The organism is Aquimonas voraii, assembly GCF_900101825.1.
Classification (GTDB): Bacteria; Pseudomonadota; Gammaproteobacteria; order Xanthomonadales; family Xanthomonadaceae; genus Aquimonas; species Aquimonas voraii.
The window spans coordinates 42,011-65,099 of sequence record NZ_FNAG01000016.1 but is presented as its reverse complement, the minus strand read 5'-3'; the positions used below and the strand labels follow the sequence as shown (position 1 = coordinate 65,099).

Genomic DNA, 23,089 nt, shown 5'->3' with positions numbered 1-23,089 from the left:
GTTAGCCATCCCCTCCATGGAAGAGCTAGGTCTCACCTTCAAGTCAGAGCACCCGTATCCGCCCTGACAGGCTTTTGGCACTCGATGAGTTCGGCAGTAGCTTTCCGAGAAGAATTGGAGAAGATTGGGGTGAGACTTACTTTTGAAAGCAGGTAAGTGAACCTGACCCCCTTTTCGAGTAGAAAGTGAACCTGACCCCCTTTTCGGCTGACCCCGCACCCCGTCCAGCAAGCGATCGGTGCAGACCACTATCGCGCCCTGCTCTCCGAGGCGATCAGCGACGAAGACCTGGCCGCGATCCGGCTCTACCTGCAGCAGCAGCGCGCCTACGGCCGCGACGACTTTCGTGCGATGGTCGAAGCCAAGACCCAGCGCTTCGCCAGCGTTCGGCCGGCACATCGGCCGGCCAGATCAAGGAACGCGACCGGGTAAGTGAACCTGACCCCGTTCTTGAGCGGGTAAGTGAACCTGACCCCGTTTTTGGCCTCCATTTCTGCGCTACATAAACTGAGGGAAGCTAATCAGAACAGAAATCGCCAAGACTGATAGCGCGACACTACCCCTGAAAAATGGCCATGTGACTATTGGAAATACCGCGATGCCTATCGCCCGGCCAAGGGCATAGGCGCAAAGTTCCATCAAGTCGGAAATCGGCAGCTTGCCACTCGAATGATCAAGATAAACTAATGCCGCAGCGGTAGCAATTGAAATGCAAGCAACCAGAAACAGCGGCTCCCACCTTCTTTTCTCACTTAGCCAGTTGCTTGTTTTCAGGGGCTTCATGGCGCGTCCTACTCAGGCAAATTTCGGGAAAGTTTGACGGAATCTGATGCAAGCTGGTGTTCTCGCGGCGTAGGAGTGGCTGCCATCCAAAAAAGTGCGTCAGATAGGAAACAGATAGGAAACAGGGGCAGAGTGAATTTTTCGCGCGCAAGACTGCGCTGGTTGTCCGATTCGCTGTGCGTTGCTAGGAAAGCGGACTCTGCCCCGCGCTCCCGCGTGCTCCTGTGCCTCGTTCAGTAGAAAGTGAACCTGACCCCCTTTTGTCGTGACCCCCTTTTCGTCCAAGGCCGCCCCTTTGGAATTGTAGAAGCATTTTCCCGCGGCTAGTCCTAGCGCAGTCAGCTGTTTCGGTCGGAACCGAAGAACTCAATCGTAAGCTCCTCGTCACCACTTTTTATGGTGACTTTGCCTCCGTTGCTCGCCTCCTTGAGGTGCTTGATCAGCCTCTCTACCCTCGGACGAATGCGCTTCCGTCCGCTAGTTGAAGGAACCCCTCTAGCGTTGCCTCGGCCAGAGTGACTTACCCTAATTCCAGATACCTCGACCCCGTACCTGGCGACCGCCCAAATTACGTTGGACACAAGGTTCTGGCAAACGGCCACCGCCCCCGGAAGGCTAAAAACAGCGGCAATCACAGGTGCTAGCTCATATACGACTGAGCCTTGTCGGACGCCAGAGATTCGAGCGCGAATAAGCACGTCATCTCGCGTGAGATTCTGAGGGATTTGCTCAAGGACCTTTGGTTGGCCTGCCTGTTCAGCCTCTAAGTTAGCTTCCTCGAATAGAGCTATTGCGACGTGATTGAGGATGTCATGCATGGACTGACTTAGGATGCCTGTTTGCAACAAGTCCATATCGTCCGAAGACAAGGAGAGTTCGAGCTTCTCGCCAAGTTCAATGTACTTCACAGTTCGCTGCCTTCTGGATGCTGTGGGATGCCGAGCTTCTTTTGTTTAGAACATTAATCCGAGTTAAGCCGCGCTTCGAAGCAGTGTTGGCTTGGAAGGACTGTTAGTCCCCTTCGAAAAAAGGGGGCAGGCTCATTAAATATTGTGGAGAAGAGGAACCTGACCCCTTTCCCTGCGAAGATGGACCTGAACCCGGGCTCGCGTTTTGGCTTTTCCGGAGTTCTTGCGAAAGCCTGCCAGGGCAGCTTCGCTACTATCGGCGTGTTTGCGCCAGGTGCCTGATGTAAAACAGGCATGAACGCCTGAAGTACTCGATACCCTGGCGGTGAAGATTCAGCGACTCCGCCTCGACCGCGCTTGACGTCTTCCCATGCGCGATTGAATTTCTAGTTTCGAATAGCTTCGTTACGAACTTCTTCGCGTTCACGCGCTTTGACATTTCACCTCCTATAGAGGTCTCAAGGCGGGCTTCTATTCTTCCCCTGTTATCTTGAGCGTTCCAGTGTTTCCCCCTGGCTAACTCCCAACCCAGCGCGCACTCCAAAGCGATGCATAGATTGAGGATAGCGTGGGCGCTAGTAGATGCGGTAATGGAAGAGGCAAAGAAATGAAACGCTATTCTAAAACGCTCGGCGTCTTCCTCGGCAAGTCTGTTGAACGAATCACCAAGAGTCTTCGCGTCGATAATGGGAGAGACTGAGTGTTGCGGGGCTCTGGCAAGACCAATCGTGATGGTAATGGTGGAATCGTTAAACAACGACCAGCTACACAGTCTTTCGGCGTCGGCCAAACCGTTCTGATCGCGGGACAGGTCGATTGCAGAATCCAGAGAATCACCGCTAAGGAATGCCAACGGCTTCCATGACCCATCAGCTATCCTTGGCCTCCCTTTATGAAAGTTAACGCAATGCGTCAGCCACAAGAAGACCAACAACGCGCAGGTTCGTTCAGAAGCGATGGAAGTCAGCGCCGACGCCCCTTCAAATAAAAATCCATGAACTTCGACCTGGACCGCAAAGGATTTGGGCTTGGCTGTTGAGGATACCTCGACGCCCTCCCCAGCTGAGCTGCCTTTGTATACTAGGATCGAGCCCAGTGAGCCAAAGTCATGGGAAAGACCAGAGCCTTCGAATGAACCGCGAAAGAGTGGATATCGAAAGACGGCGACTCCAAGTCGATCTGAGAGCCTTTGCGATATCTTTCTCGCCGCATCATCGACATCAACCGAGAATTGTGCTCCGCCAGGAATCGGGGCCGGAAGAGGTCGCATCTCTGGAAAGATTTCCAACAGTGAATCTGCTATAAATCGATTCATATCCTCCAGATGGATTGTCCCGAGCAGTTCTGGACACTTATTCTTAATCTCATCCTCCAGGGCAACTTCAGTGGAGTGATCCGGCTCCCATCGGTCCCACCATGGATTTTCCAGTTTTTGCTTGACAAGTTTCTTGATCAGTCCTTGAAAGATCGGCGAATCAGTTAGTTTGTTTGGAGACTTTGTGGCCATCGCGGCTCCGATACTCTTGACTTGCGAACGAAGAACTTGGGGCAGAGCGCATCTTCCTCAAACGTTTGTAAGGCGACTTCCGCGGAAAACCCGTATCTGACGGCGACGCTATGGCTCAACGCGGGGGATAAGTCTGCAGTGCCGGTCGTGAAGGGTTCTGCCGCCTCTGGTCAACACTGAACCAGATTGATTCGGATCGGCTACGCCCGCGCCCCCCGGAGGAGTTTGGCCTCGGGTTCGCCAAAACGCGCTCCGGGCCCACCGCCCCTCCATCGCATAGAACCCCCGACACTGCTCCCGATACACCCGATGTATCTCCCCCAGATACCGAGCGTAGCCACCGACCGCATCGGCATCACCCCGCTCGCTCGCCCAAATCACCCCCGCAGCCCGCACACCCGTATACAGCGCATTCGCAATCCCCTTCGAAGACAGCGGATCAAACGCCATCGCCGCATCACCCACCGCAAGCCAACGCTCCCCGCCGGCGTGATCAAGCTCCGTGCTGCTCGCATCAGCGCCCTGCACCGGCCCATGCGGCCGCCAGCCGTGCTCGGCACACAGCGCATGCAGCTGCGGCGCTAAGCGCAGCGAATCCCACAGGCCCTCACCGGTGAGCAACGCACCGCGCTCAGCTGCCCCGTCTTCACCGCTGAAGTCACTCAGATATGCGATCAGGCGTTCGCCTGAGGGCAGCAGCACGCTGTACCACCAGCCGTTCTCCACGGATTCGACCCAGGTGCGGCCGTCGCGGTCGGTGACGGCGCCGCCGATCAGGCGCTGGTGGAAGGCGAGCAGGCGGTCGTGGGCGATGCGTTGCGCGCCGAGGGCACGGGCGAGCGTGGCGCTGCGGCCGCTGGCGTCGATCAGCCAGCGTGCCTGCACGCGCTGCGGTGCGGCTTCGCCGATGCGCAGTTCGACCGTGTGCGGTGTGTACGCATCGCCGCGCGCCAGCAGGCGCAGGCGTGCGCATTCATGCACCTGTGCGCCGGCTGTGTGCGCGGCTGTGCGCAGGCCGGCATCGAAGCGCGCGCGGTCCAGCTGCAGGCCGTCGCCGTGCAGGCCGAACAGGCTGTCCTCGGTGTGCGGGCTGTCCGAGCCCCAGAAGGCGACGGTGCCCGGGCTGCGGCGGTGGCCCTCGGCCAGCACCTGATCGAGCACGCCGAGTTCGCGCAGCAGCGCGCGTGCAGACGGCGGCAGGCCTTCGCCGATGCGCGGCCAGCGGCCGGTGCCGGCGTCGGCCAGCAGCACGCGCTGGCCCTGCTTGGCCAAGGCAATCGCGGCAGCGGCGCCGCCCGGGCCGCCGCCGGCGATGGCGACATCGACCGTCGTCACCAAGGCTGGAACCTCAGCGGCGCTTCGGGCCGTGACGCACCGGCAACGGTGCGGCGGCGGCCTCTTCGTGGGTGGCGAAGTTGGCGCCGCGCGGCAGGGCGCGCGTGCCCAGCTTGGGGTGCGCTTCGGCCGCGGCGGCCTTGAGCATCGGCGGGTGCGCTTCCGCGTGCAGGCTGGTCGCATCCGCGGGCGCGACCTGCGGCCCGTAGCTGGCCACCATCATCGTGGACGGAAACGCCGGGTCGCCCTGCACGCCCTCGCGCACTTCCACCAGGCCCATCGAGCCGAAGATCTGCACCATCTGCTCCATCTGTCCGGCGGTGCTGCCGTGCAGGGGTTTGTTCCAGTTGGTGCGGTTGACGAAGGCCTCGATACGGCGCTCGCGCGGCTGCGCGCTGTCGATGACGACCGCGTAGTCCGCTTCGGTGAGCACGTGGTTGGGCACGCGCGCGGGCCAGAAGGTGGGCGCGAAGGGGTCGTAGGCGGTGTCGTAGCCGGCGCGGCAGAAGGCCGTGTCGGCCTGCCAAGGCAGGCCCATCCAGCGGTTGATGTCGCCGGGCGACTGTGCGTGCAGCGGGCCGTTGGCCGACAGCGTGGTGGCTTGATCGAGTGTGGCGCCGTAGTTCGGCGGCTGAACACCCGGCGCCCGGCGGCGGATGCGGAAGGGCCGCGCATACATCGTCAGATGCCGCATGGGCCAGGTCATCTCGCAGCCCGGGTGGAAAGCATCGGCCAGGCAGAACTCCAGCGTCGCGCGATCGAGCATGGCCGGCTGCTCGGCCAGCGGCACGTCATCGATGCTCGCAGGCGGCGCGGGCCGCGTGGCCCAGTCGTTGACGAAGTCGCCGGCCACCCAGCGCTGCAGCAGGTTGTACTGGGTCTGGCTGACGCTGGCGTTCTGGCGCGGGCTCTCGCCCGCGGGCACTTCCATCGCATCGCCGTACAGCCAGGGCCAGGGCATCTGGTTGCCGTCGGGCGGCGTCGGCGGGCGGAAGCTGTTGAAGATCTGGCGGCGGAATTCGGTGTTCGGGTCGAAGCTGTTGGGCGGCGGCAGGCTGCACAGCCGCTCGATCAGCGCGGGGTCTTCGAAGTCGAAGCGGCCGCCGTGGCCGAACAGGGTGGCGAAGCCCTGGTTCACCCACTGCAGGCCGCTCAGCCGCTGCAGGGTCGGGTACACGTCCTGCGTAAACGACACCGTTGCGGGCGGTGGCAGCCAGCCGGCCTGCACGTAGAGATCGTGCAGCAGGTCGTACATCGTGCGCTCGGCCTTGACCTGCGGCGCGTAGTTCGGCGGCGCGGTGACCACCCAGGCCGACTCCACCGGGATGGCGCGGCCTTCGATGCTGACCGTGGCCTCGACCGTGCCGTCGCAGGTGTCGTCGTACCAGCCGTCGGCGTTGATGAAGGAGTTGCCGTCGCTGGGGATGAAGATCGGCGTGCCGGTGGGCGAGGCCGACACGCCATGGCCGCCGAGCACCAGCAGCCGGCCTTCGGCATCCGTGCGCAGCTCGCCGATCTTGACGGGTACGCCAGTGAACATGCCGCTGCAGTCCACCGCGGCGGCATTGCGCCCATGGATGCGCTGCGGGCCGGCGTCGATCACCAGCGTGTTGCGCTCGGTCACCTTGGCGTTGCGCAGCGGCAGAACGGTCGTTGCGGCCTCGGGGATGTCCATCGCGATCTGCCACTGGTACCAGGCGGCCTTGCTGTTGGCGAGGTGCACGGTCCAGGCGATGTCGGCCCAGTCGGCGGTGAGCTCGCGCACCACCTCACCCGCGGCGTTGTAGCCGTAGATGCGGAACTGCGCGGCTTCGCGCTTCAAGGCGCCGGTGGCGTCGCGGTAGAAGCCCGGCGCCTGTGGCGGCGGCTCGGCGACCTGCGGGGCGAGGTAGAAGTCGTGCTCGCTGTTGCCGACGCGGGCGACGCCGATCGCCGGATGGATGGCCGCGCGCACGATGCGGGTGTCGACCGCGGCCGGATACGGCACACCCGGCGCGTACTCCCCAGGGCGCGGCACGGTGGGCTCGGCCAGCGGCACGCCGTTGGTGTTGCGGCGGTTCTCGGACGACGCGCGATAGACCACGGCGCGCGCATCGGAAATGCTGCCGATCGGGCGATGCTCGGGCAGCGCATGCCAGGGGTTGTAGGCGAGGTTCTCGCCGTAGCTCGACTGGCCGCGGGCGCCGGCGTCCTGCTGCGGCAGCTCCAGAATGCCGACCTGCACGGGCGCGCTGAGCGCTTCGCTCCAAGCCACGGTGGCGGCATCGAGCGGCATGGCGGCGTCGTCGGTGCGCAGCTGCACCAGGAAGCGGAAGCGCGCCGGGCCGCGGCGCAGGCGCGCGTGCAGATCGGCGCGCAGATAGAAGGGGTCGTTGAAGTCGGGCGGCGCGTCGGGGGCGGCGGCGTCCAAAGGTTCGAGCTTGTACTTCACGTAGCGGCCTTCGCCGAAGGCATAGGGCAGCACGCTCCAGTAGGGCGTGGTCAGCGCGGAGTCGACCACCTTTTCCATCGCATCCAGCACCTGCTGGGTGATGGGGTGGTCCTTGAGGTACTGGTCGCCCTTGCCGTGCAGCGAGGCGCAGGTGAACTCGCACATGTCGCGCGCGGTGTCGACGAAGAAGACGTCGTGGTTCTGCAGGATGAAGTCGTGGGTGAGCGCGTGCTGATCGGGCGCCAGCAGCTTCTCGCCCTCGACGCCGAACAGCTTGATGCCGATGCCGGTGGTGCCCTTGAGGTCAGGCGCGCCGGGCTGGACATCGGCCGAGAAGCGCACCCACACCGGGTACTCGCGTGCTGGCTTGAACACGCCCACCTGCAGTGACTCGGGCAGATCCGGATCGACGATGAAGCGCCCCTGCGCCGCGCCGTGCAGACGCAGGAACACCGGCCGCGTGGCGGGATCGCGGCCCGCAGCCATGCCGCGGCCCTGGAAGTAGTCAACGAAGAGTTGTTTGAGGCCCTGGATGGGGTCATCGCTGCAGCAACAGGGCTCGGGTGGCAGCACCGGCGGCAGGCGGATCGGCGTGGTGCAGCCTGAGTTTGACGAGGGTGTAGCGGGCGAGGCTGCGGATGGATCAGACGAGCTCGACATGGATCTTCCCCAGTAACGCGCCGGCAAGGCGTGGCATGACCGGGCATCGCCCCGGCGACGGCGCGACGGTCCAAGGCCGTCGCTGCGGGAAGAAAGGAATTGGCGTGCGCCCGATGCGCGTCAGACCTGCGGCGCCGATGGCTCAGCGCAGCCGCATGGGCCGTGCTGCGTGCGGACGCTGCCAAAGCTGCCGTTTGCGCTGACGAAGCAGCCCCTGCGTTGCGCCTTCGCGCCCCCTGTTCCCCGACCGCAGAGTGCGAGCCACATCACAGTCGGTCAACCTGTCAGATCTGTCAGGCCGGGGGCAGAGCGGCGGCTCTCCTGCCCCGCAAGCTGGCGCGTACTCGCGCCTCAGTGTGAATGCTTCTCCTGGCCCCAACGGGCAAGGCTTGCGCTGCTCTCAGCTTCGTGGGGCCCGGCCACGTGACGGCTGCTGCCTGCAGCAGCGAGCTCGCTCGCGACACGCTGGGTAAGCTCGAAACGCAGTCAGCGATCGCCTGCGGGCAGGCTTATGGACGCAGCGGAGACAGCCCGACGGCTTGGGGACAAGGCCGCGTCGCAGCGGCGCGTCGCTCCACGAATCCCGAATCCCCAATCGCGGCTCTTGCAGGAGAGAGACCGGGGGCGCATGCGCCCCCGGTGCCAATCCTCAGAATCGAATCCGCGCACGCGGCTTGCGGCAGCCAGCTCCGTGGAGCGTGATCAACCCGGTCGTCGCGCCGGCCACAGCGATGTCGTTGCAGCCATCGCCAGTGAAGTCCCCGACAGCGAGCCCGTCGGCGTCGATGCTGCTGGTGAACGGCAGGGGGACCAGCTGCTGAGGCGACAGGCTGCCGTCGGGGCGCTGCCAGTAGATGCCGATCGCGTTCCAGCTGCCGTGGGCGACCACGATGTCCTGGCGCCCGTTGCCATTGAGGTCGACGATTCGCACGGTGCCCGGGATATCCAGCGCCGGCAGACGCAGGGGCGCTGCCAATCCGCCCTTCTCGGTGCCGGCATAGACCAGCACGCAGGCCGTTTGTCCGTTGCCGCCGCCGGAGATCACCAGATCGTTGATCCGATCGCCGTTGACATCGCCAATGCCAACACCGCCGGCACTGCGGAAGCTCGTATCGCACGTGGCGCTCATGCTCTTCATCAGGTCAAGACCGCCGATGCCGTTGTTGCGATACAGGTGAACGTTGTCGCCCAGGCCCTGACCGCTGACGGCCGCCGCATCGGCGCGGCCGTCGCCATCCAGATCGCCGCTGGCCATGCTGTTGTACCCGCGAACGGTCGCATTCCAGGGCCAGGCGTGGAACACGCCGGTGGCCCGGGTCGGGTGGTAGATGCGCCCGCCATCGGACCAGCCGAGAGTGACGATCTCGGCTGCGCTGTCGCCGTTCAGATCCATGATCTCCAGCTCCATCGCCTGCTGCCCGCCGTCGGCCAGCCACGGGGCCGACAAGCCGCCGGCTGGCGTGGAGAGGAACACCGAAAGCCCCGAGGCGCCGCCCACCAGCAGATCGAGGCCGTTCTGTCCGTCGAGATCGAGGATGCCGATCGAGTTGCGGTTCGCCCGCTGGTTGGCTTCGTAGCTGAAGCGCTCGCGCGGGTGCAGGACGCCGTCCGGCCCCTGGCGGAACAGGTGCACCGAATAGTCGTTGATCGCATCGAAGTAGTAGCTCGTGCCCACCGCGATGTCCCGTCGGCCATCACCCGAAAGATCGCCGATGGCCACGGCCTCCGCCCATGAGCCGGTGGCATGGATGCGAGCCGCGGCAAACGAGAAGCCCTCGGACGCCTCCAAGGACCATTGCTCGGCGTTGGCGGGCACCACGTCGGCCGCACTGCCCGGGACCGTCCAGCGATTGGGACGGTCGCCGTCGAACAGCGGTCGTCCATAGATGTCGACCTGGGCATGAGCGGCCTGGGTCATCAGCAAGCTCAGAAGAGTCCATCGAAGGGGAATTGCAGGCATGGTTGAGAATCTCCAATGTCGGGCCAGCGCGCCCCCTGCACGATGCGCGGAGGCGTGACCCGGCGGGGAGTCTGAGCGATCGACAACAGGCCTGAAAGGGGCCGATCCGTGCTGATGAAGCGCATCGCCGGCGGCAGACGCAGGAGCCCGCGACGAAGCGGAGGGCACATGCTTCAGGCAGGGTGGATCAGGCCGCTCCCGGCCTTGATCCGGGCGCGCGAGCCCGGCCCAGGTCCGGGCTGCATGGGCCGCTCCGCGGTGACGTTCCTGGCGTGCTCGCTGGGCTTGGATCCAACTTCGCATGCTCGATCCGCGGGCGTGCCCGCCACGGCGCGCAGCACACGAACGCTTCGGCGCGGTCCTAGCGGCCGTCGATCGACGCCGATCCTTGCCGGGCCTGTTCCAGGCGTTCAGACGGACGCTGCCGAAAGCGCGCGACAAACGCGCGGGTGAATCCATCGACGCTGCTGAAGCCCACGGCATAGGCGATCTCGCTGACGCTGCCGGCGCGTTGATCCAGCAATCCCGCGGCACGAAGCAGGCGCGCTTCACGCAACAGTTCCGAAGGACTCTGCCCGGTCTCGTCCTTGAGTCGCCGGAACAGTCCGGTGCGGCCGATCGCCATGCGTTCGGCCAAGCATTCAACGCTGAAGCCGGGATCGTGAAGTTCCGCGTCAATGACATCGCGAAGCTTGCTCAGCCACGTGCCTTCGCTGGCGGCTGCGGGGGGCGCGGATGCCACCGGCCGCGCTTCGAAGGCGCGCCGCAAACGCAGCCGCAGCGCGAGCAGTGATTCGATCTGGGCCAGCAGTAGATCGATCCGGAAGGGCTTTTGCAGGTAGGCGACGGCCCCGGAATCCAGGCCGCGGATGCGATCGCCGATTTCAGCGCGCGCGCTGAGCACGATCGCGGGCAGCCCGTCGAACACTTCGCTGCGGCGCATGCGCTCTAGAAGTTCGATGCCGTCCATGTCGGGCATCATCCAGTCGGTGACGACAAGGTCGGGCAGATGCGCCTCCAGCGCGGCGAGCGCATCCCGGCCGCTGGCGGCGACGTCGACCACATAGCGCCCACTCAGGCTGTGTCGCAGCCACTCGCGCAGATCGGCGTTGTCATCGACGACAAGCACCCGCGGCCGATCGGCGGGATCCCATTCGTTGTGGGAAGGCGCCGGGGCCGGGGCCGGGATCACGGCCGGCTCCGAGGGCGCCTCGATATCCGGCTGCTGTGCGTCGCACGCGCTCGCGCGCGCCGGCCAGCGGGCGGTAAAGCAGGCGCCCCCGGACTCAGCGTTCCGCACGGTGAGGTCGCCGCCGTGCAGCAGCATCAACTCGCGCGCCAGGGCGAGTCCGATGCCGGTGCCCTCGATGGGGAATCCCTTGGGCATGGCCCGGTAGAAACGATCGAACAAGCGGGGCAGATGCTCGGCCTCGATGCCCGGTCCGGTGTCGACGACCTCAACGCTGGCGGTCTCACCCTCGCGCACGACCCTGACGTCCACGCGGTCACCCGGGCGGCAGTACTTGATCGCGTTCGACAGCAGGTTCCCCAGCACCTTCTCCATCTGGGGCGCGTCGAACCAGGCCATTGCGCCGTCGTCGGGAGCGCTTGTCAGAAGAGCGATGTCGCGCGATTGCGCGAGCGGCTGGAACAGCGATGCGACAGAACGGGTCCATTCGACCAGATCGTGCCGCTCGGGCTCGATCCTGAGGCTGCCGCCTTCGATGCGCTGCAGGTCGAGGATCTGCTCGACGAGACGGTTCAGGCGGCGCGCATTGCGTCGCATCAGCGGCCACTGCTCGATCATGGCCTGCGGGTCCTGTTGCCCTTGTTCCAGCGGCCCCAGCAGCAGGGTCAGTGGCGTGCGCAGTTCGTGGCTGATGTTGGCGAAGAACGAACGCTTTTCCTGATCCAGGGATTCCAGCCGCTCGGCCTGTCGTGCGATCTGGTCGCGCGCGCGCTCGGCTTCGGCGGTGGCCTCGGAGAGTTCGCGGGTGCGCGCGGCCACCTCCTGCTCGAGTCGAAGGCGGCTGCGCTGCTGGCGCTGCTCGCGCCAGCGCCAGCCGATCAGTGCCAGCAGCGCCAACAGCAGTGCGGAAAGCGACCGGAACGCCGTGGTTTCATGCAGCAAGGCCGGCACTTCCAGATCGAGGGAGGCGATCGGCCCGAAGTCATTCGGCCCGGTTCGGGCGCGCACCTCGAAGCGGTAGGCCCCATGCGACAGGTTGGTGTAATCGACTTCGCGACGGGTGCCGATGTCCTGCCAGTCCCTGTCCAGTCCGATCAGGCGCGTCTCGAACTGCACGCTGCCGCCCGCCAACAGGTCCGCGGCGGTGTAGCGCAGGCTGATGCTGCGCTCACCCGCGTCCAGCGCGACTGGCGCGTTCTCAAAGCGTTTGGCGCCATCGGCTGTGGTCAGGTGTTCGATGACGGCGATGGGGGGCGCGGGCGGCTGGGCCAGGCGTCCGATATCCAGCGCGACGGGCCCCTTCACGGTGGGAAACCACAGCCGGCCGTCCGGGGCAGCCGTTCCCGCCGACTGCACGCCACCGTTGGCTTCGCGGTCGGGCATGCCCTCGGTCTCGGTGAGCAGCCGTGCGACAACGCGGCCACCCTCGAAGGCGGCGTCCAGTGCGGCTGCGGCAACCGAGAACACGCCGCCATTGGTGCTCATCCAGAGGCGGCCTTCGCCGTCGGCGAGGATTTGATGGATGCCGTCATGGGGCAGGCCGTCGCGCCGATCAAGGCAGTGGACCTGGGCCGAGCGCAGCTCCGCTCCGGGTGATTCCATTCGGCACAGGCCGCGATCTTCGGTACCGATCAGCAGGCGGCCGCGTGCATCGAAGTGCAGTGCGCGAATCAATCGTCCGGGCAGCGTCGCGGCGGGCGTCTCAAAGCCGATGCCGTCGCGGAAGCGGAGCAGCCCGTTGCCGTTGCTACCCATGAAGATGGAATCGCCGCGTTCGACAATGACCCGCACGCGCCCGCTGCCCAAGCCCGGCGGCAGGGCGATCGACTGCCATCGGCCCTCGGTCAGGCGCCACACGCCCTCGTCATCGGTACCCACCCAGATCCGCTCAAGACGATCTCGGTAGAGCGCCCGGATGCTTGCGTCCTTCAATGGCCCCGGAACCCCTTGCTGATGCGCCTGCCCCTGATCGATTCGCCACAGGCCTTCGCCAGCCACCCAGCCGTTCTCGCCGTGCTCCGGCAACACCGAGTAGACGACTCGCGGTGCCGAATTGGCCGCAATGCGCTTGGCCTCCTTGCGCCCGGGCAACACCGCGTACACCCCGTTCTTGAGGGTGCCCACCCAGATCGCGCCGTCGCCAGCCGTCACGATGGGATAGGTCGCCGCCTCACGCAGTTCGAGCGGTCCGCTCGGTCGCTCGAAGGCATTGGGGCCAAGCCGATAGAGGCCATCGCCGGCCGTCGCGACCAGCAGGCTGCCGCTGGAATCGACGATCCAGTCGTTGATCGCGAGTCTGGGCCTGAGGATCAACTCGTCGTCGAGCTGCAGGCCGTCTTCGGTGTTCAGCCAGATTCCGCCAGGCCCATGCGCCGCCAGGCGCTCGCGTCCACTGCCAAGAGACCACCCGCCGAGTTCGGACGGATTTCCGTTCACCCGCCGCAAGATGCGCTCGGTGCCAGCGAGGTACAGCGATGGGCCCAACCGCACGATTCGCTGCACGGCCGAGCCAGGCATGAGCTCGACCAGAGCACCCCCGCCGGTCGACCGTGCCAGTCCCGCATGATGGGCAATCCAGACCCCGCCCTCGCCGTCGCCCTCCAACTGCCAGATGCGTCCGCCAGCCTCGGTGGTTGCGTGTCCGCCGTCAGGATCGAGATGAAGCAGACGCCCCGATTCCGCGCCCAGCCAGACCCCTGCGGCGCCTGCATCGAGGACCGCCGTGGTGGCTTCGCTCCACACGGGGGCGGGCAGGGCTTCGAACCGGGCGCCGGTCCACCGCGCGGCGCCGCGCGAGGTGCCCACCCAGACCGCCGTGTCGCGGACCGAGAGCGCGATGACCGACTCGTGCGGCAGGCCGTCTTCGCGCCCCAAGGTGCGGAATGCCCCCTCGTGGTAGCGCACAAGGCGCATGTCTTCCGTCGCCATCCACAGCGCGCCGTCGCCATCGCGCTTCAGCACCAACAGCCGATTGCCGGCCAGTCCGGGCGAGTTGAGGCTGTTGAACACCTCGAAGCGGAGGCCATCGAAGCGCACCAGACCGTCCATGGTCGCCAACCACAGAAAACCCTTGCCGTCCTGCAGCAAGGCGTTGATCGAGTTGACGGGCAGGCCGTCCTCGACGCCCCAGCGCTGAGCGGTCCAGCCTGGGTGGACGACAAGCTGCCGGATGCCGGAGGCCAGCGCAGGCCCGCTCGCCAGCAGCAGGCACAGGCCGAAAAGCTGAACTCGTATCCGCACCGCTGACGTTCCCCGGCCCCGATGGCAGGCCGACATGCTAGTCGATGACCGGCGCACCACAGTGCCCCAGGCCACGCGGAGAGTCCGCCGGGCTTTGATCGGTGGCCGCGAGGCCGTCGCATGCGCCGGCTCGCCCGGGCGGCACGGAGCACTCGCGGGCCCGATCCTGCGGAGCCTCGGTTTCACAGCCCGCGCTGAGGGCTTCCGCCACGCCAGGCACCGCATCGGGCCTGCATTCGCAACCTGCGGTCGGACATCCGCAACGCCCGGTCGAGTGCCACGAACGCGCGACAGGCAGCCTGTAGACATGAACGGCATGCCGCAAACACCCAGCCCCTCGCGGGCCCTGACTGACGAACTCGCCGCCCTGGAGGCGCAGGTCGCGGCAGGCGAGTGCGCCGGGCTGCGCCGGCCGGTCGCGATCACTACGGCCTGCGTTCACGCGCCTGCGATGGGACAAGGCCGTGACCCCCCGACCACTCCGGACCGGGTCAAGCCATGAGCCTCCCGATCCGCCTACCGTCGCAATGCCTACGTCCTCAAGAAGATCCCTCCCGGGAGTGCCCGATGAACACCGTATCCGCCCGCTCGCCAGCCCGCGTCTCCGACGCCAGTTCCACTCCCGGGTCACCGCTCGACCGCGCGCCACGCCTGCACGCCAAGCGTCGCCGATGGCTGGTACGGGCAGCCGCGATCGTGGCACTGGCGTTTGGACTGTCAAACGCCGTTCTCGCCGGCTTCCCGGCGACGCGATTGAACCTTGATACCGAGTTGAACGGCCGCAACGGATTCTTCTTGCTCGGCGGCGTGAATTCGGGCTTCGGTACGGGGGTGAGCGCCGCCGGCGATGTGAATGGCGACGGTTTGGAAGACCTCATCGTCGGTGCCAGCAGGGAACTCCCCCCGCCGCAGGGCGCCGACAGTGCGGGCCGGGTCTATGTGTTGTTCGGGCTCCGGGAGGGATTCCCCTCGGTATTCGACGCCTCGACGCTGGATGGCAGCAACGGCTTCCGTATGGATGGCGAGACCAACAACCTCGCCGGCAAGTGGGTGAGCGGGGTCGGTGATGTCAATGGGGATGGCTTGGATGACCTCATGATCGCGCCGGGGCACTGGTTCGTCGGCGCCGGAATCAGTCCCTATTTGACCCAACCGGCTTATGTGGTGTTCGGAAGGCGAGACGGCTTCCCGGCGGTGCTGCCGCTGGGCAGCCTGGATGGCAGCAACGGTTTCAAGATTCTGGCCGCCGGCTCGCAAAGCAATTGGAGGTTCACCGCAAGCGGAGCCGGTGACATCAACGGCGACGGACACGGTGATCTCGTTTTTGGAGAGTCGTACTTTGAGATTGAGGGGGTTGCGACCGGACGCGCCCATGTGGTCTTCGGCCGCGAGGGAAACTTTCCGCCGGTGCTGTCGCTGGCGGATCTGGACGGCAGCAACGGTTTTGCCATCGCAGCCACTGGCGACAATAGCCAGTTGGGCTGGGCGGTCGCCGCCGCCGGCGATGTCAATGGCGATGGCCTCGATGATGTGATCCTCGGCGCACCCGGAGAGGTCGTGCCGCCTCCCAATGAGCAGCTGAACGGTCTGGCCTACGTGATCTACGGCAGTCAGAACCCGTTCCCGGCGGTTCTCGAAACGTCCGCCCTGAACGGTGAAGACGGCTTCTCAATCTCCGCCGATCTTTGGTTCGGGAGGAGCGTGGGGGGTATCGGTGACTTCAACGGCGATGGCCTGGACGACCTCGTGATCGGAGCACCCTTGGCCCGCACGGACATGGCCGGGGGGCTGGAGGGAGCGGCCTATGTCCTGCTGGGAAGCGATCAGGGCTATCCGGCGACGCAGCCGAATTACGTGCATCTTGGCCTCCTCAACGCGGAGTACGCCTTCAAGATTCAAGGCGTCGAAAACGGCTCCGCAGAGGTGGGCCATGCGGTCAGCGGCGCGGGGGACCTCAATGGTGACGGCCTTGCGGACCTGGTGATCACGGGCAGGCGCGCTGGGGTAGGTTCGGGCACGGGGTCCGCATACATCCTGTTCGGCACCCGCGGCGAGCTGACTGAAATCTACGACGCGACGGACAATCCGGCGTTCTTTCCCCCGTTTGACGGGATGCGCGGCTTCGTCGCCCAGGGGTGTTACAACCTTGGATTTTGCGGCGAGGACGTGCGTGGCGCCGGCGACCTCAATGGCGATGGTGTCGACGATCTGGTGATTGGCGGTCCCGGTCAAGGCGCAAGCTCCAATGAGCGCGGCCGCGCTTTCGTGCTCTACGGCGGCCTCACCGGCTTGGGCGAACTGCCGGTCGCGACGCTTTCGCAGGCCTCGCTGGACTTGGGCGCCGTGCGGCTCGGCGAGACCTCGGCCACCCAGACCCTCACCGTGACCAACACCGGCTATGTCGTGGCGCTGGAGCTCGGTGCCTTGAGCCTCAGCGGCGCGCATGCCGCCGAGTTCAGGCTGAGCAACGACGGCTGCTCCCACCGGACCCTCGCCCAGGACGCGAGCTGCAGCTTCGATCTCAGCCTGACGCCGGCCGCGCTGGGGCCACGCAGCGCGACGGTGGGTGTCCCTTCCAATGCCCCCTCCGGTCCCGACGTGGTGGCCGTGGACGGTGTCGGCGTGCAGTCGGGGCTGGGCATGTCGGCGACTGCCGTGGACTTCGGCGAGGTGTTTTTAGGCCGCAGTTCGGAAGCGCAGACGCTCACCCTGGAAAACACCGGCGGTGCTCCGCTCATGCTGGGCACCTTGAGCCTCATGGGCCCGGATGCGGGCGACTTCGCACTGGGCGCCAACACCTGCTCGAACCAGACCGTGGCGCCGGGGGCAAGCTGCAGTCTGGGCATCACGATGACACCCGCCGCTCTGGGCGCGCGCGCCGCGCAGCTGATAGTGCCTTCGGACGCACCCACCAGCCCCGACGCCGTGACGCTCTCGGGAACCGGCGTGGTGTTGACCGATGAGGTGTTCTTGAACGGCTTCGAATGAGGCACGGGCCGCGCCCGTCCACGGACATCGTGCGCGCAATCGGAGGCAGCCGCGGCGGGTCGCGCGTCAAAAGCGGATTCGCCAGCCCGTCGACCTTGAAGAGATCGCCTGGTACAGCGTCTGAAACTGCAGGCTGGGTGGGCGTGCACGCGGCAGCACTCTGCCGGCCACAAGGTATTCCGCTTCGCGCAGCGAGCAGGCTGTTGGCAAACAGCCTGCTCGCTTGGCCAAGCGGAGCCGAGTCGCCACGGCGCGCGCGCCAGCGAGTACCGCGTCAGCAGGCGGCACGGACCTGTCCACGACCGCCGACTGGAAGAACGTCCAGAGGGGGAGATTTTCGACAGGCCGCTAGTCCACCTGCCCCGACCGGACGCGCCCCACTGCCGCATCCGACACATACGGATTGCTCATGCGCTCGCGGCCCAGCGTCGACACCGGGCCGTGACCCGGCACGAACTGCACGCGGTCGCCCAGCGCGAAGAGACGTTCGCGGATCGAACGGATCAGGTCGGCGTGGTTGCCGAGCGGGAAGTCGGTGCGGCCGATGCTGCCGGCGAAGATGACATCGCCGACGAAGGCGAGGCCGACTTCGCGCAGGAAGAACACCACATGGCCCGGCGTGTGGCCGGGACAGTGCAGCACTTCAAGTTCGAGCGCGCCCACCTGCACGCGTTCGCCCTGCGCGAGCCAGCGATCCGGCGTGAACACCTGCGCCGGCGGAAAGCCGTATTCTGCGGCGCGGGTGGGCAGCTGCTGGATCCAGAAGTCATCGTCCGGGTGCGGGCCTTCGACCGGCACGCCAAGCCGCTGCTGCAGCTCGGCCACGCCCGAGCAGTGGTCGAGATGACCGTGCGTCACCAGAACCTTCTCCAGCGTCGCGCCGTGACGGGCGACCGCGGCGAGCAGGCGGTCGACTTCGCCGCCGGGGTCGACCAGGGCGGCCTTCTTGGTGCGCTGGCAGACGATCAGCGAGCAGTTCTGCTGGAAGGGCGTGACCGGCAGCACTTCGACCGCGACGGGAGGGTTGGCTTGGGCGTTCATCTCAGAGCCTGTGAAAAGACCCAGACGCCGTAGCGAGGGCGTCTCTGGGCGTTAGTGGCAAAGCGCGGGACGTGAATTCAAGGGAGTTTGGCGAGCCAAATGACCGCGGAATTCGCGGAGCGCGCTGCCGACACGGGCGGCCAGAGACGGCCGCAGTAGGCGGATGGTTCTCGCATGCTCTCAGTCCTCCGGCGCCGAGGCGTCGTCGTCGCTGTCGGCGGGAAGCTGCAGCAGGTCGGGGGCGCCTTCCAGGGTTTCCACGCTGCGCAGTTTGCGTTCGATGGCGCGGGTGCGAACGCCGGCGGCACCGATGCTCTTGCTGACCGTGTCGATCTGCTTCTGGGTGCGCTCCAGCACTTCGCCGAACTTGCCGAACTCGTTCTTGACCGCGCCGAGGATCTGCCAGACCTCGCTGCTGCGCTGTTCGATCGCCAGCGTACGGAAACCCATCTGCAGGCTGTTGAGCAAGGCCGCCAGCGTGGTCGGCCCGGCAAGCGTGATGCGGTAGTCGCGCTGCAGGGCCTCGAACAGGCCGGGGCGGCGGATCAGCTCGGCGTACAGGCCTTCGGTGGGCAGGAACAGCAGGGCGAAGTCGGTAGTGTGCGGCGGGCCGATGTACTTCTCGCGGATGCGTTTGGCCTCGTCGCGGATGCGCCGTTCGAGCGCGAGTGCGGCCACGCCGGCGGCCTCGGCGTCGGCGCGGTCCTGCGCATCGAGCAGGCGCTCGTAGTCCTCGCGCGGAAACTTGGCGTCGATCGGCAGCCACACCGGCGCGCCCGGCGTGCTGCCCGGCAGGCGGATGGCGTATTCGACGCGCTCGCTGCTGCCCGGCAGGGTGGCGACATTGCTGGCGTACTGTTCGGCACTCAGGATCTGCTCCAGCAGGGCGCCGAGCTGCACTTCGCCGAAGGTGCCGCGGGTTTTGACGTTGCCGAGCACGCGCTTGAGATCACCCACGCCCTGCGCCAGCGTCTGCATTTCGCCCAGGCCGCGGTGCACCTGTTCGAGCCGCTCGGAGACCAGCTTGAAGCTCTCGCCCAGTCGGGTTTCCAGCGTGGTCTTGAGCTTCTCGTCGACCGTCTCGCGCATGCGCTCCAGCTGCGCCGCGTTGTCGGTCTGCAGTTCCTTGAGCTTGGCTTCGAGCGTGCCGCGCACTTCGTTCATGCGCTCGGCGTTGTGCTGGGTCAGCGTCAGCAGACGCGCATCCAGCGAGGCGCCGAACTGCTTGAGCGCGGCCACCGATTCCTCGCGACTCTTGCGCGCATCGTCCGACAGCGTCTGCCGCAGGGTTTCGATGCGCTGATCCGAGCGCAGGGCGGCGGCATCGAGGCCGCGGCCGAAGGTGTCGAGGCGCTCGGCCTGGGCACGGCTGCCCTCGGCCAGGGCGGCGCGCAGCTGGGTTTCGAACCGTGACTGCTGCTCGGCCGCCTCACTGCGCGCTTCGCGCAGCTCCTCGCGCAGGGCGCGCTCGGTGCGCTCGGCGGTGGCGGCCAATGCGGCGAGGCGTTCGAGCAAGGCGGGGTCGGTCTGCGTGCGCTTTGTTCTGTGCAGCAGGATGGCCAGAAGTGCGAGCGCGGCGAGCAGGGCCCCCCCGGCGGCGAGCAAGGCCCAGCCAGGCACGAGGGCGGCCGTGCTCGCCGCGATCGGGGGAATGCTGGTGGCGATGGAAATCAGCAGCGGCATGCAAAGCCAGAGCGTGGTGCGAGGGCCGACAGTCTAGTGCGCCAGGGTCGAGGGCTGGCGAAGGCGGTGCATCGCTCCGGCCCCGCTGGCTGTCGAATGGCGGCAGGCGCGAGGCGGGAAGATCGGGCATGACCGCGCGCCAGGCAGCCGCCACCGTCGATCAAGGCGCGGATGCACGTCATCCGTGTTGCCCTAGACTGCAGGCATGAGCGCGCCCCTGAACGAAATCCCCGCCGAAGACTTCGCCGCCCTGCTCGGCGAGGCCCTGCCCACCGAAGCTGCGGGCCAGCACTTCGCGCTGCGCGTCGAAGCCGTCGAGCCCAACCCGCATTCCAGCGCTCGGGGCCTGCCCGGCTTTTCGCTGCAGCTGCGCGGCCCCGCCGAGCTGAACCTCGGCCAGGGCGTCTACGCGATCACCCATCCGCGTCATGGCTGCCTGCAGGTGTTCATGACGCCGATCCGCCGCGATCCGCAGGGCCTGCTCTACGAGGCGGTCTTCAACTGAAACTGCCGCGGCGGCTCCGGGCCGATCAGCCCTGCGGCGCGCGGCGCATGAAGTGGTAGACGCCGCGGACTTCGAGTGTGTCGAAGCCCAGCCGTAGATACCAGGCGTGGGCAGGGTTGAAGGGTTCGACGTGCAGAGTGATCGGCAGGCTGCGCTCGGCGCTCCAGTCGAGCATCTGCCGCATCAGCTGGCGGGCGACGCCGCGGCCACGCCAATCGGGCAGCAGGGTGATTTCCATCAGCCGCAGCTCCTCGCGACCCCAGTGCAGGTAAAGCCGCCCGATGCCGGCGCCGGCGTGCTCGATCACGAAGAACACTGCGCCCGGATAGTGCTGGCGGTAGTGGCTGCGCTGGGCGTTGAACTGCTGGTCGATGAAGGCCTGCTGCTGGATGTCCGTCCAGCCGCTGCGCGCCAGCTCCTCGCTGCGCGTGCTGGCGTAGAGACTGCGCAGCAGCGCGAGGTCGTGCCCGGTCTCCTCGCGCAGCGTGAGCGCCGCGGGGCGTTCACGCCAGTCGCCCGCGAACAGCTGCCGCAGCGCGGCCGTGCGCGCGGTCGGTTCGGCGCAGACAGGCATCGACATCAAGCGCTGGCGGGCTCCGCCGCCTGCTGCAGACAGGCCAGGTCGGCGCGTCGGCACAGGTCCGGGCTGTCGGCTTCGGCGATCAGATGCAGGTGGAAACCGTCGACACCCTCCGGCAGGCCATGCACGCCTGCACCGCAGGCCAGCGCCGCCACGCAGGGCGTGTCGAGGCGGACCAGGTAGTCGCCCTCGGGCCAGTGCGCCACGTCGATGCGCAGGTAGCGCGGCAGCGCCTCGCCCTGCGCTTCGAGCCGGAACTCCAGGCCGAGGCCCGCAGCCGGCAGCACAAGGCTGCTGCTGCCGCTGTTGCCGTGGGCGCGCGCGCTCTCGAAGCGCCAGGCGCGATGGCGGGCTGCCGTGCCGCCTGCCTCTGCGAACAGGGCATCCAGGGTCAGAGACTGCAGCCTCGACTGCGCCGCCCGCTGCAGCCCCAGCAGGCGCAGCCGCTGCACGCCTTGTTCCGCGCCGGCCGCGAAACCCGCCTCGAAAGGCCGCCACAGGGCGGCCGGGCGGTCCAGCCTGAGCACTTGTGCGGCAGCGTCGCCGGCGCCGGCACGCAGCGGAAGGATAAGGGCCGCGGCGGCGATACCGCCGGTGCTGCCCGCGAGAAAAGCGCGACGATCCATGAGGAATCCTGTGTGGAGTCCGCGGCCCGCGAGCGGTCGCGGAGAGAGCGGCCGGGTTCAGCTGCGCGGCGGAAACACGCCCTGCAGGGCGATGCAGAAGCTGAGGGTGAGGTAGGGCTGCATGTTGTTGTGCGGCTGGTCACCGCCGGCGGGCACCAGCGATTCGCTGGCCATGTCCACCAGCGGGCCCGGCGCGGCGTAGAGCTGTCCGCCGGTGGAGCGCGCCAGTGCTGCCGTGGGATTGACCAGACGGTCCTCGCCGACGTCGTTGTAGACGCGCAGCGCATGCGAGTGGGAGGGAATTTCGGACTCCAGCAGGCTGACCGTCTCCGAGCCTCCGGTCTCACCGAGATCGTGCAGGCTCAGGCCCGGCCCCTGGCCGGGATGCATCGGCGCCGATCCCTGCAGATCCGGCAGTGCGAAGTTGCTCTGGCCATTGCCGCCGTAGGTGGTGCCGAGCAGAGAGAACAGCGCGGTGTTCTGCGAAATGGGCAGGATCTGCCCGTCGCAGAAGGCCCAGCCGCGCGGCGCGAAGTTGAACGGGAAGATGCGGATTTCGGCAACGAAGGGGTCGGCCACGACGGCTACCTCAGGTGGGGCTCGGGAAGATCCCGAACAGCGAGATGATGAAGTTCACGCACAGGTAGGGCTGCATGTTGTTGTGCGGCTGGCTGCCGCCCACCGGGCTGATCGAGTTGCCCGACAGGCTCAGATTCGGCGGGGCCGCGAACAGCGGTGTCGCCGACGCGGGCGTGCCGATCACGTTGAGCCTGGGCTCGGTGGTGGTGGCGGGATCGGTGGAGCCCAGCAGCGGATGGCTGTGCGAGGGGATCTGGTTGATGTTGAGGGTGACCTCCTCCACGCCGCCGGTTTCGGCCAGCACGAAGCCATTGCCCTGATGGATCGGAATGCGTCCGCGTAGATCGGGGAGGGCGAAGGTGCTCTGGCCATCGCCGCCGTAGGTCGTGCCGATGAGCTGGAACAGGGTCTCGTTCTCGGAGATGGACAGCAGCTGGCCCTCGCAGAACATCCAGCCGGCCGGGGCGAAGTTGCCGGCAAAGATGCGGAGCTCGCCCACATAGGGTTGTGCCATGTCGATGCCCTCAGGTGGGGGAAGGGAAGATGCCCTGCAGCGCGATGCAGAAGCTGATCGTCAGGAAGGGCTGCATGTTGAGGTGGGGCTGCGAGCCGCCGACGTTTGCCACCGAGCCCGGCTGCAGCGACACCAGGGCCTGTGGCGCGCGGTAGGCCTCATAGTTGTTCGACTTCGCGAGCGCCAGGTTGGCGGCGGGTACGGCGGCCGTGCCGGTGGTGCTGGTCGCACTCAGCACATGCGTGTGGGTCGGCATCTCGGCGATCGACAGCGTGTGCGTCTGTTCGCCGCCGCGCTCGCCGAGGGTGTGGCCATTGCCGACATGGATCGGGGTGCGCCCACGCAGGTCGGGCAGGGCGAAGTTGACCCTGCCGTCGCCACCGTAGGTGGTGCCCAGCAGGGAGAACAGCCCCTGGTTCTGGTTGATCGGCAGGAGCTGGCCGTTGCACAAGGCCCAGCCCCGGGGGGCGAAGACGAAGCTCATCAGCCGGATTTCGGACAGGAAGGGTTCTGCCATGGGGATCTCCCGAAGGGCTGGGCGGCAGCCGCCCAGCCGCAAT

General features: G+C 66.5%; 16 protein-coding genes. 2 read left to right on the top strand and 14 right to left on the bottom strand.

Going from position 1 to position 23,089, the window contains the following annotated elements:
- Positions 1 to 498: 498 nt before the first annotated feature.
- The 7 genes from BLP83_RS18465 to BLP83_RS16705 all read right to left on the bottom strand — a co-directional run bounded on the left by BLP83_RS18465 (position 499) and on the right by BLP83_RS16705 (position 14,439).
- The gene (locus BLP83_RS18465) at positions 499 to 783 is read right to left on the bottom strand and encodes a hypothetical protein (RefSeq protein WP_143006749.1); all 285 of its coding nucleotides are present in this window, start codon (positions 781 to 783) and stop codon (positions 499 to 501) included.
- 338 nt (positions 784 to 1,121) lie between these two features.
- Positions 1,122 to 1,691 (bottom strand): hypothetical protein, encoded by a 570-nt coding sequence (locus BLP83_RS18790; protein ID WP_176764260.1) that lies wholly within the window; start codon positions 1,689 to 1,691, stop codon positions 1,122 to 1,124.
- A gap of 253 nt (positions 1,692 to 1,944) precedes the next feature.
- The gene (locus BLP83_RS18460; protein ID WP_143006748.1) at positions 1,945 to 3,198 is read right to left on the bottom strand and encodes a HEPN domain-containing protein; all 1,254 of its coding nucleotides are present in this window, start codon (positions 3,196 to 3,198) and stop codon (positions 1,945 to 1,947) included.
- Positions 3,199 to 3,306: 108 nt separating this feature from the next.
- Positions 3,307 to 4,533, bottom strand: coding sequence for an NAD(P)/FAD-dependent oxidoreductase (locus BLP83_RS16720; RefSeq protein WP_176764259.1), 1,227 nt, complete (start codon positions 4,531 to 4,533; stop codon positions 3,307 to 3,309).
- Between the two features lie 13 nt (positions 4,534 to 4,546).
- Positions 4,547 to 7,624 carry a LodA/GoxA family CTQ-dependent oxidase gene (locus tag BLP83_RS16715; RefSeq protein ID WP_218121266.1) on the bottom strand — a complete coding sequence of 1,026 codons (3,078 nt, stop codon included), beginning with the start codon at positions 7,622 to 7,624 and terminating at the stop codon, positions 4,547 to 4,549.
- Positions 7,625 to 8,273: 649 nt separating this feature from the next.
- Complete coding sequence (locus BLP83_RS16710; protein WP_176764258.1) at positions 8,274 to 9,542, bottom strand: FG-GAP repeat domain-containing protein; 1,269 nt, start codon at positions 9,540 to 9,542, stop codon at positions 8,274 to 8,276.
- 403 nt (positions 9,543 to 9,945) lie between these two features.
- Positions 9,946 to 14,439 (bottom strand): ATP-binding protein, encoded by a 4,494-nt coding sequence (locus BLP83_RS16705; protein WP_143006747.1) that lies wholly within the window; start codon positions 14,437 to 14,439, stop codon positions 9,946 to 9,948.
- Positions 14,440 to 14,580: 141 nt separating this feature from the next.
- On the opposite strand from BLP83_RS16705, the gene BLP83_RS16700 reads away from it, so the two are divergent.
- Positions 14,581 to 17,001: a choice-of-anchor D domain-containing protein gene (locus BLP83_RS16700; protein WP_176764256.1), complete on the top strand. Its 2,421-nt coding sequence runs from the start codon at positions 14,581 to 14,583 to the stop codon at positions 16,999 to 17,001.
- A gap of 348 nt (positions 17,002 to 17,349) precedes the next feature.
- On the opposite strand, the gene BLP83_RS16695 is transcribed toward BLP83_RS16700, so the two are convergent.
- Positions 17,350 to 18,042, bottom strand: coding sequence for an MBL fold metallo-hydrolase (locus tag BLP83_RS16695; protein ID WP_091245519.1), 693 nt, complete (start codon positions 18,040 to 18,042; stop codon positions 17,350 to 17,352).
- A gap of 180 nt (positions 18,043 to 18,222) precedes the next feature.
- Positions 18,223 to 19,725 carry a DNA recombination protein RmuC gene (locus BLP83_RS16690; protein WP_091245517.1) on the bottom strand — a complete coding sequence of 501 codons (1,503 nt, stop codon included), beginning with the start codon at positions 19,723 to 19,725 and terminating at the stop codon, positions 18,223 to 18,225.
- Positions 19,726 to 19,930: 205 nt separating this feature from the next.
- Here BLP83_RS16690 and BLP83_RS16685 point away from each other — a divergent pair, with 205 nt between their 5' ends.
- Entirely contained in the window at positions 19,931 to 20,230 is a 300-nt protein-coding gene (locus BLP83_RS16685) for a DUF6916 family protein (protein ID WP_091245515.1), read from the top strand.
- Positions 20,231 to 20,255: 25 nt separating this feature from the next.
- Here BLP83_RS16685 and BLP83_RS16680 read toward each other — a convergent pair whose 3' ends face one another.
- From BLP83_RS16680 to BLP83_RS16660, 5 genes are read right to left on the bottom strand one after another with little or no spacing between them, the layout of a single operon-like run.
- The gene (locus BLP83_RS16680) at positions 20,256 to 20,810 is read right to left on the bottom strand and encodes a GNAT family N-acetyltransferase (RefSeq protein ID WP_091245513.1); all 555 of its coding nucleotides are present in this window, start codon (positions 20,808 to 20,810) and stop codon (positions 20,256 to 20,258) included.
- Positions 20,810 to 21,436, bottom strand: a complete 627-nt coding sequence (locus BLP83_RS16675) for a hypothetical protein (protein ID WP_091245511.1) — start codon at positions 21,434 to 21,436, stop codon at positions 20,810 to 20,812. Before BLP83_RS16675 ends, BLP83_RS16680 begins: the two co-directional genes overlap by 1 nt.
- Positions 21,437 to 21,493: 57 nt before the next feature.
- A complete protein-coding gene (locus BLP83_RS16670; protein WP_091245509.1) occupies positions 21,494 to 22,015 on the bottom strand; it encodes a phage tail protein in 522 nt (173 codons plus the stop codon).
- A gap of 10 nt (positions 22,016 to 22,025) precedes the next feature.
- Entirely contained in the window at positions 22,026 to 22,529 is a 504-nt protein-coding gene (locus BLP83_RS16665) for a phage tail protein (RefSeq protein ID WP_091245507.1), read from the bottom strand.
- A gap of 10 nt (positions 22,530 to 22,539) precedes the next feature.
- Entirely contained in the window at positions 22,540 to 23,046 is a 507-nt protein-coding gene (locus BLP83_RS16660; protein WP_091245504.1) for a phage tail protein, read from the bottom strand.
- Positions 23,047 to 23,089: the final 43 nt, after the last annotated feature.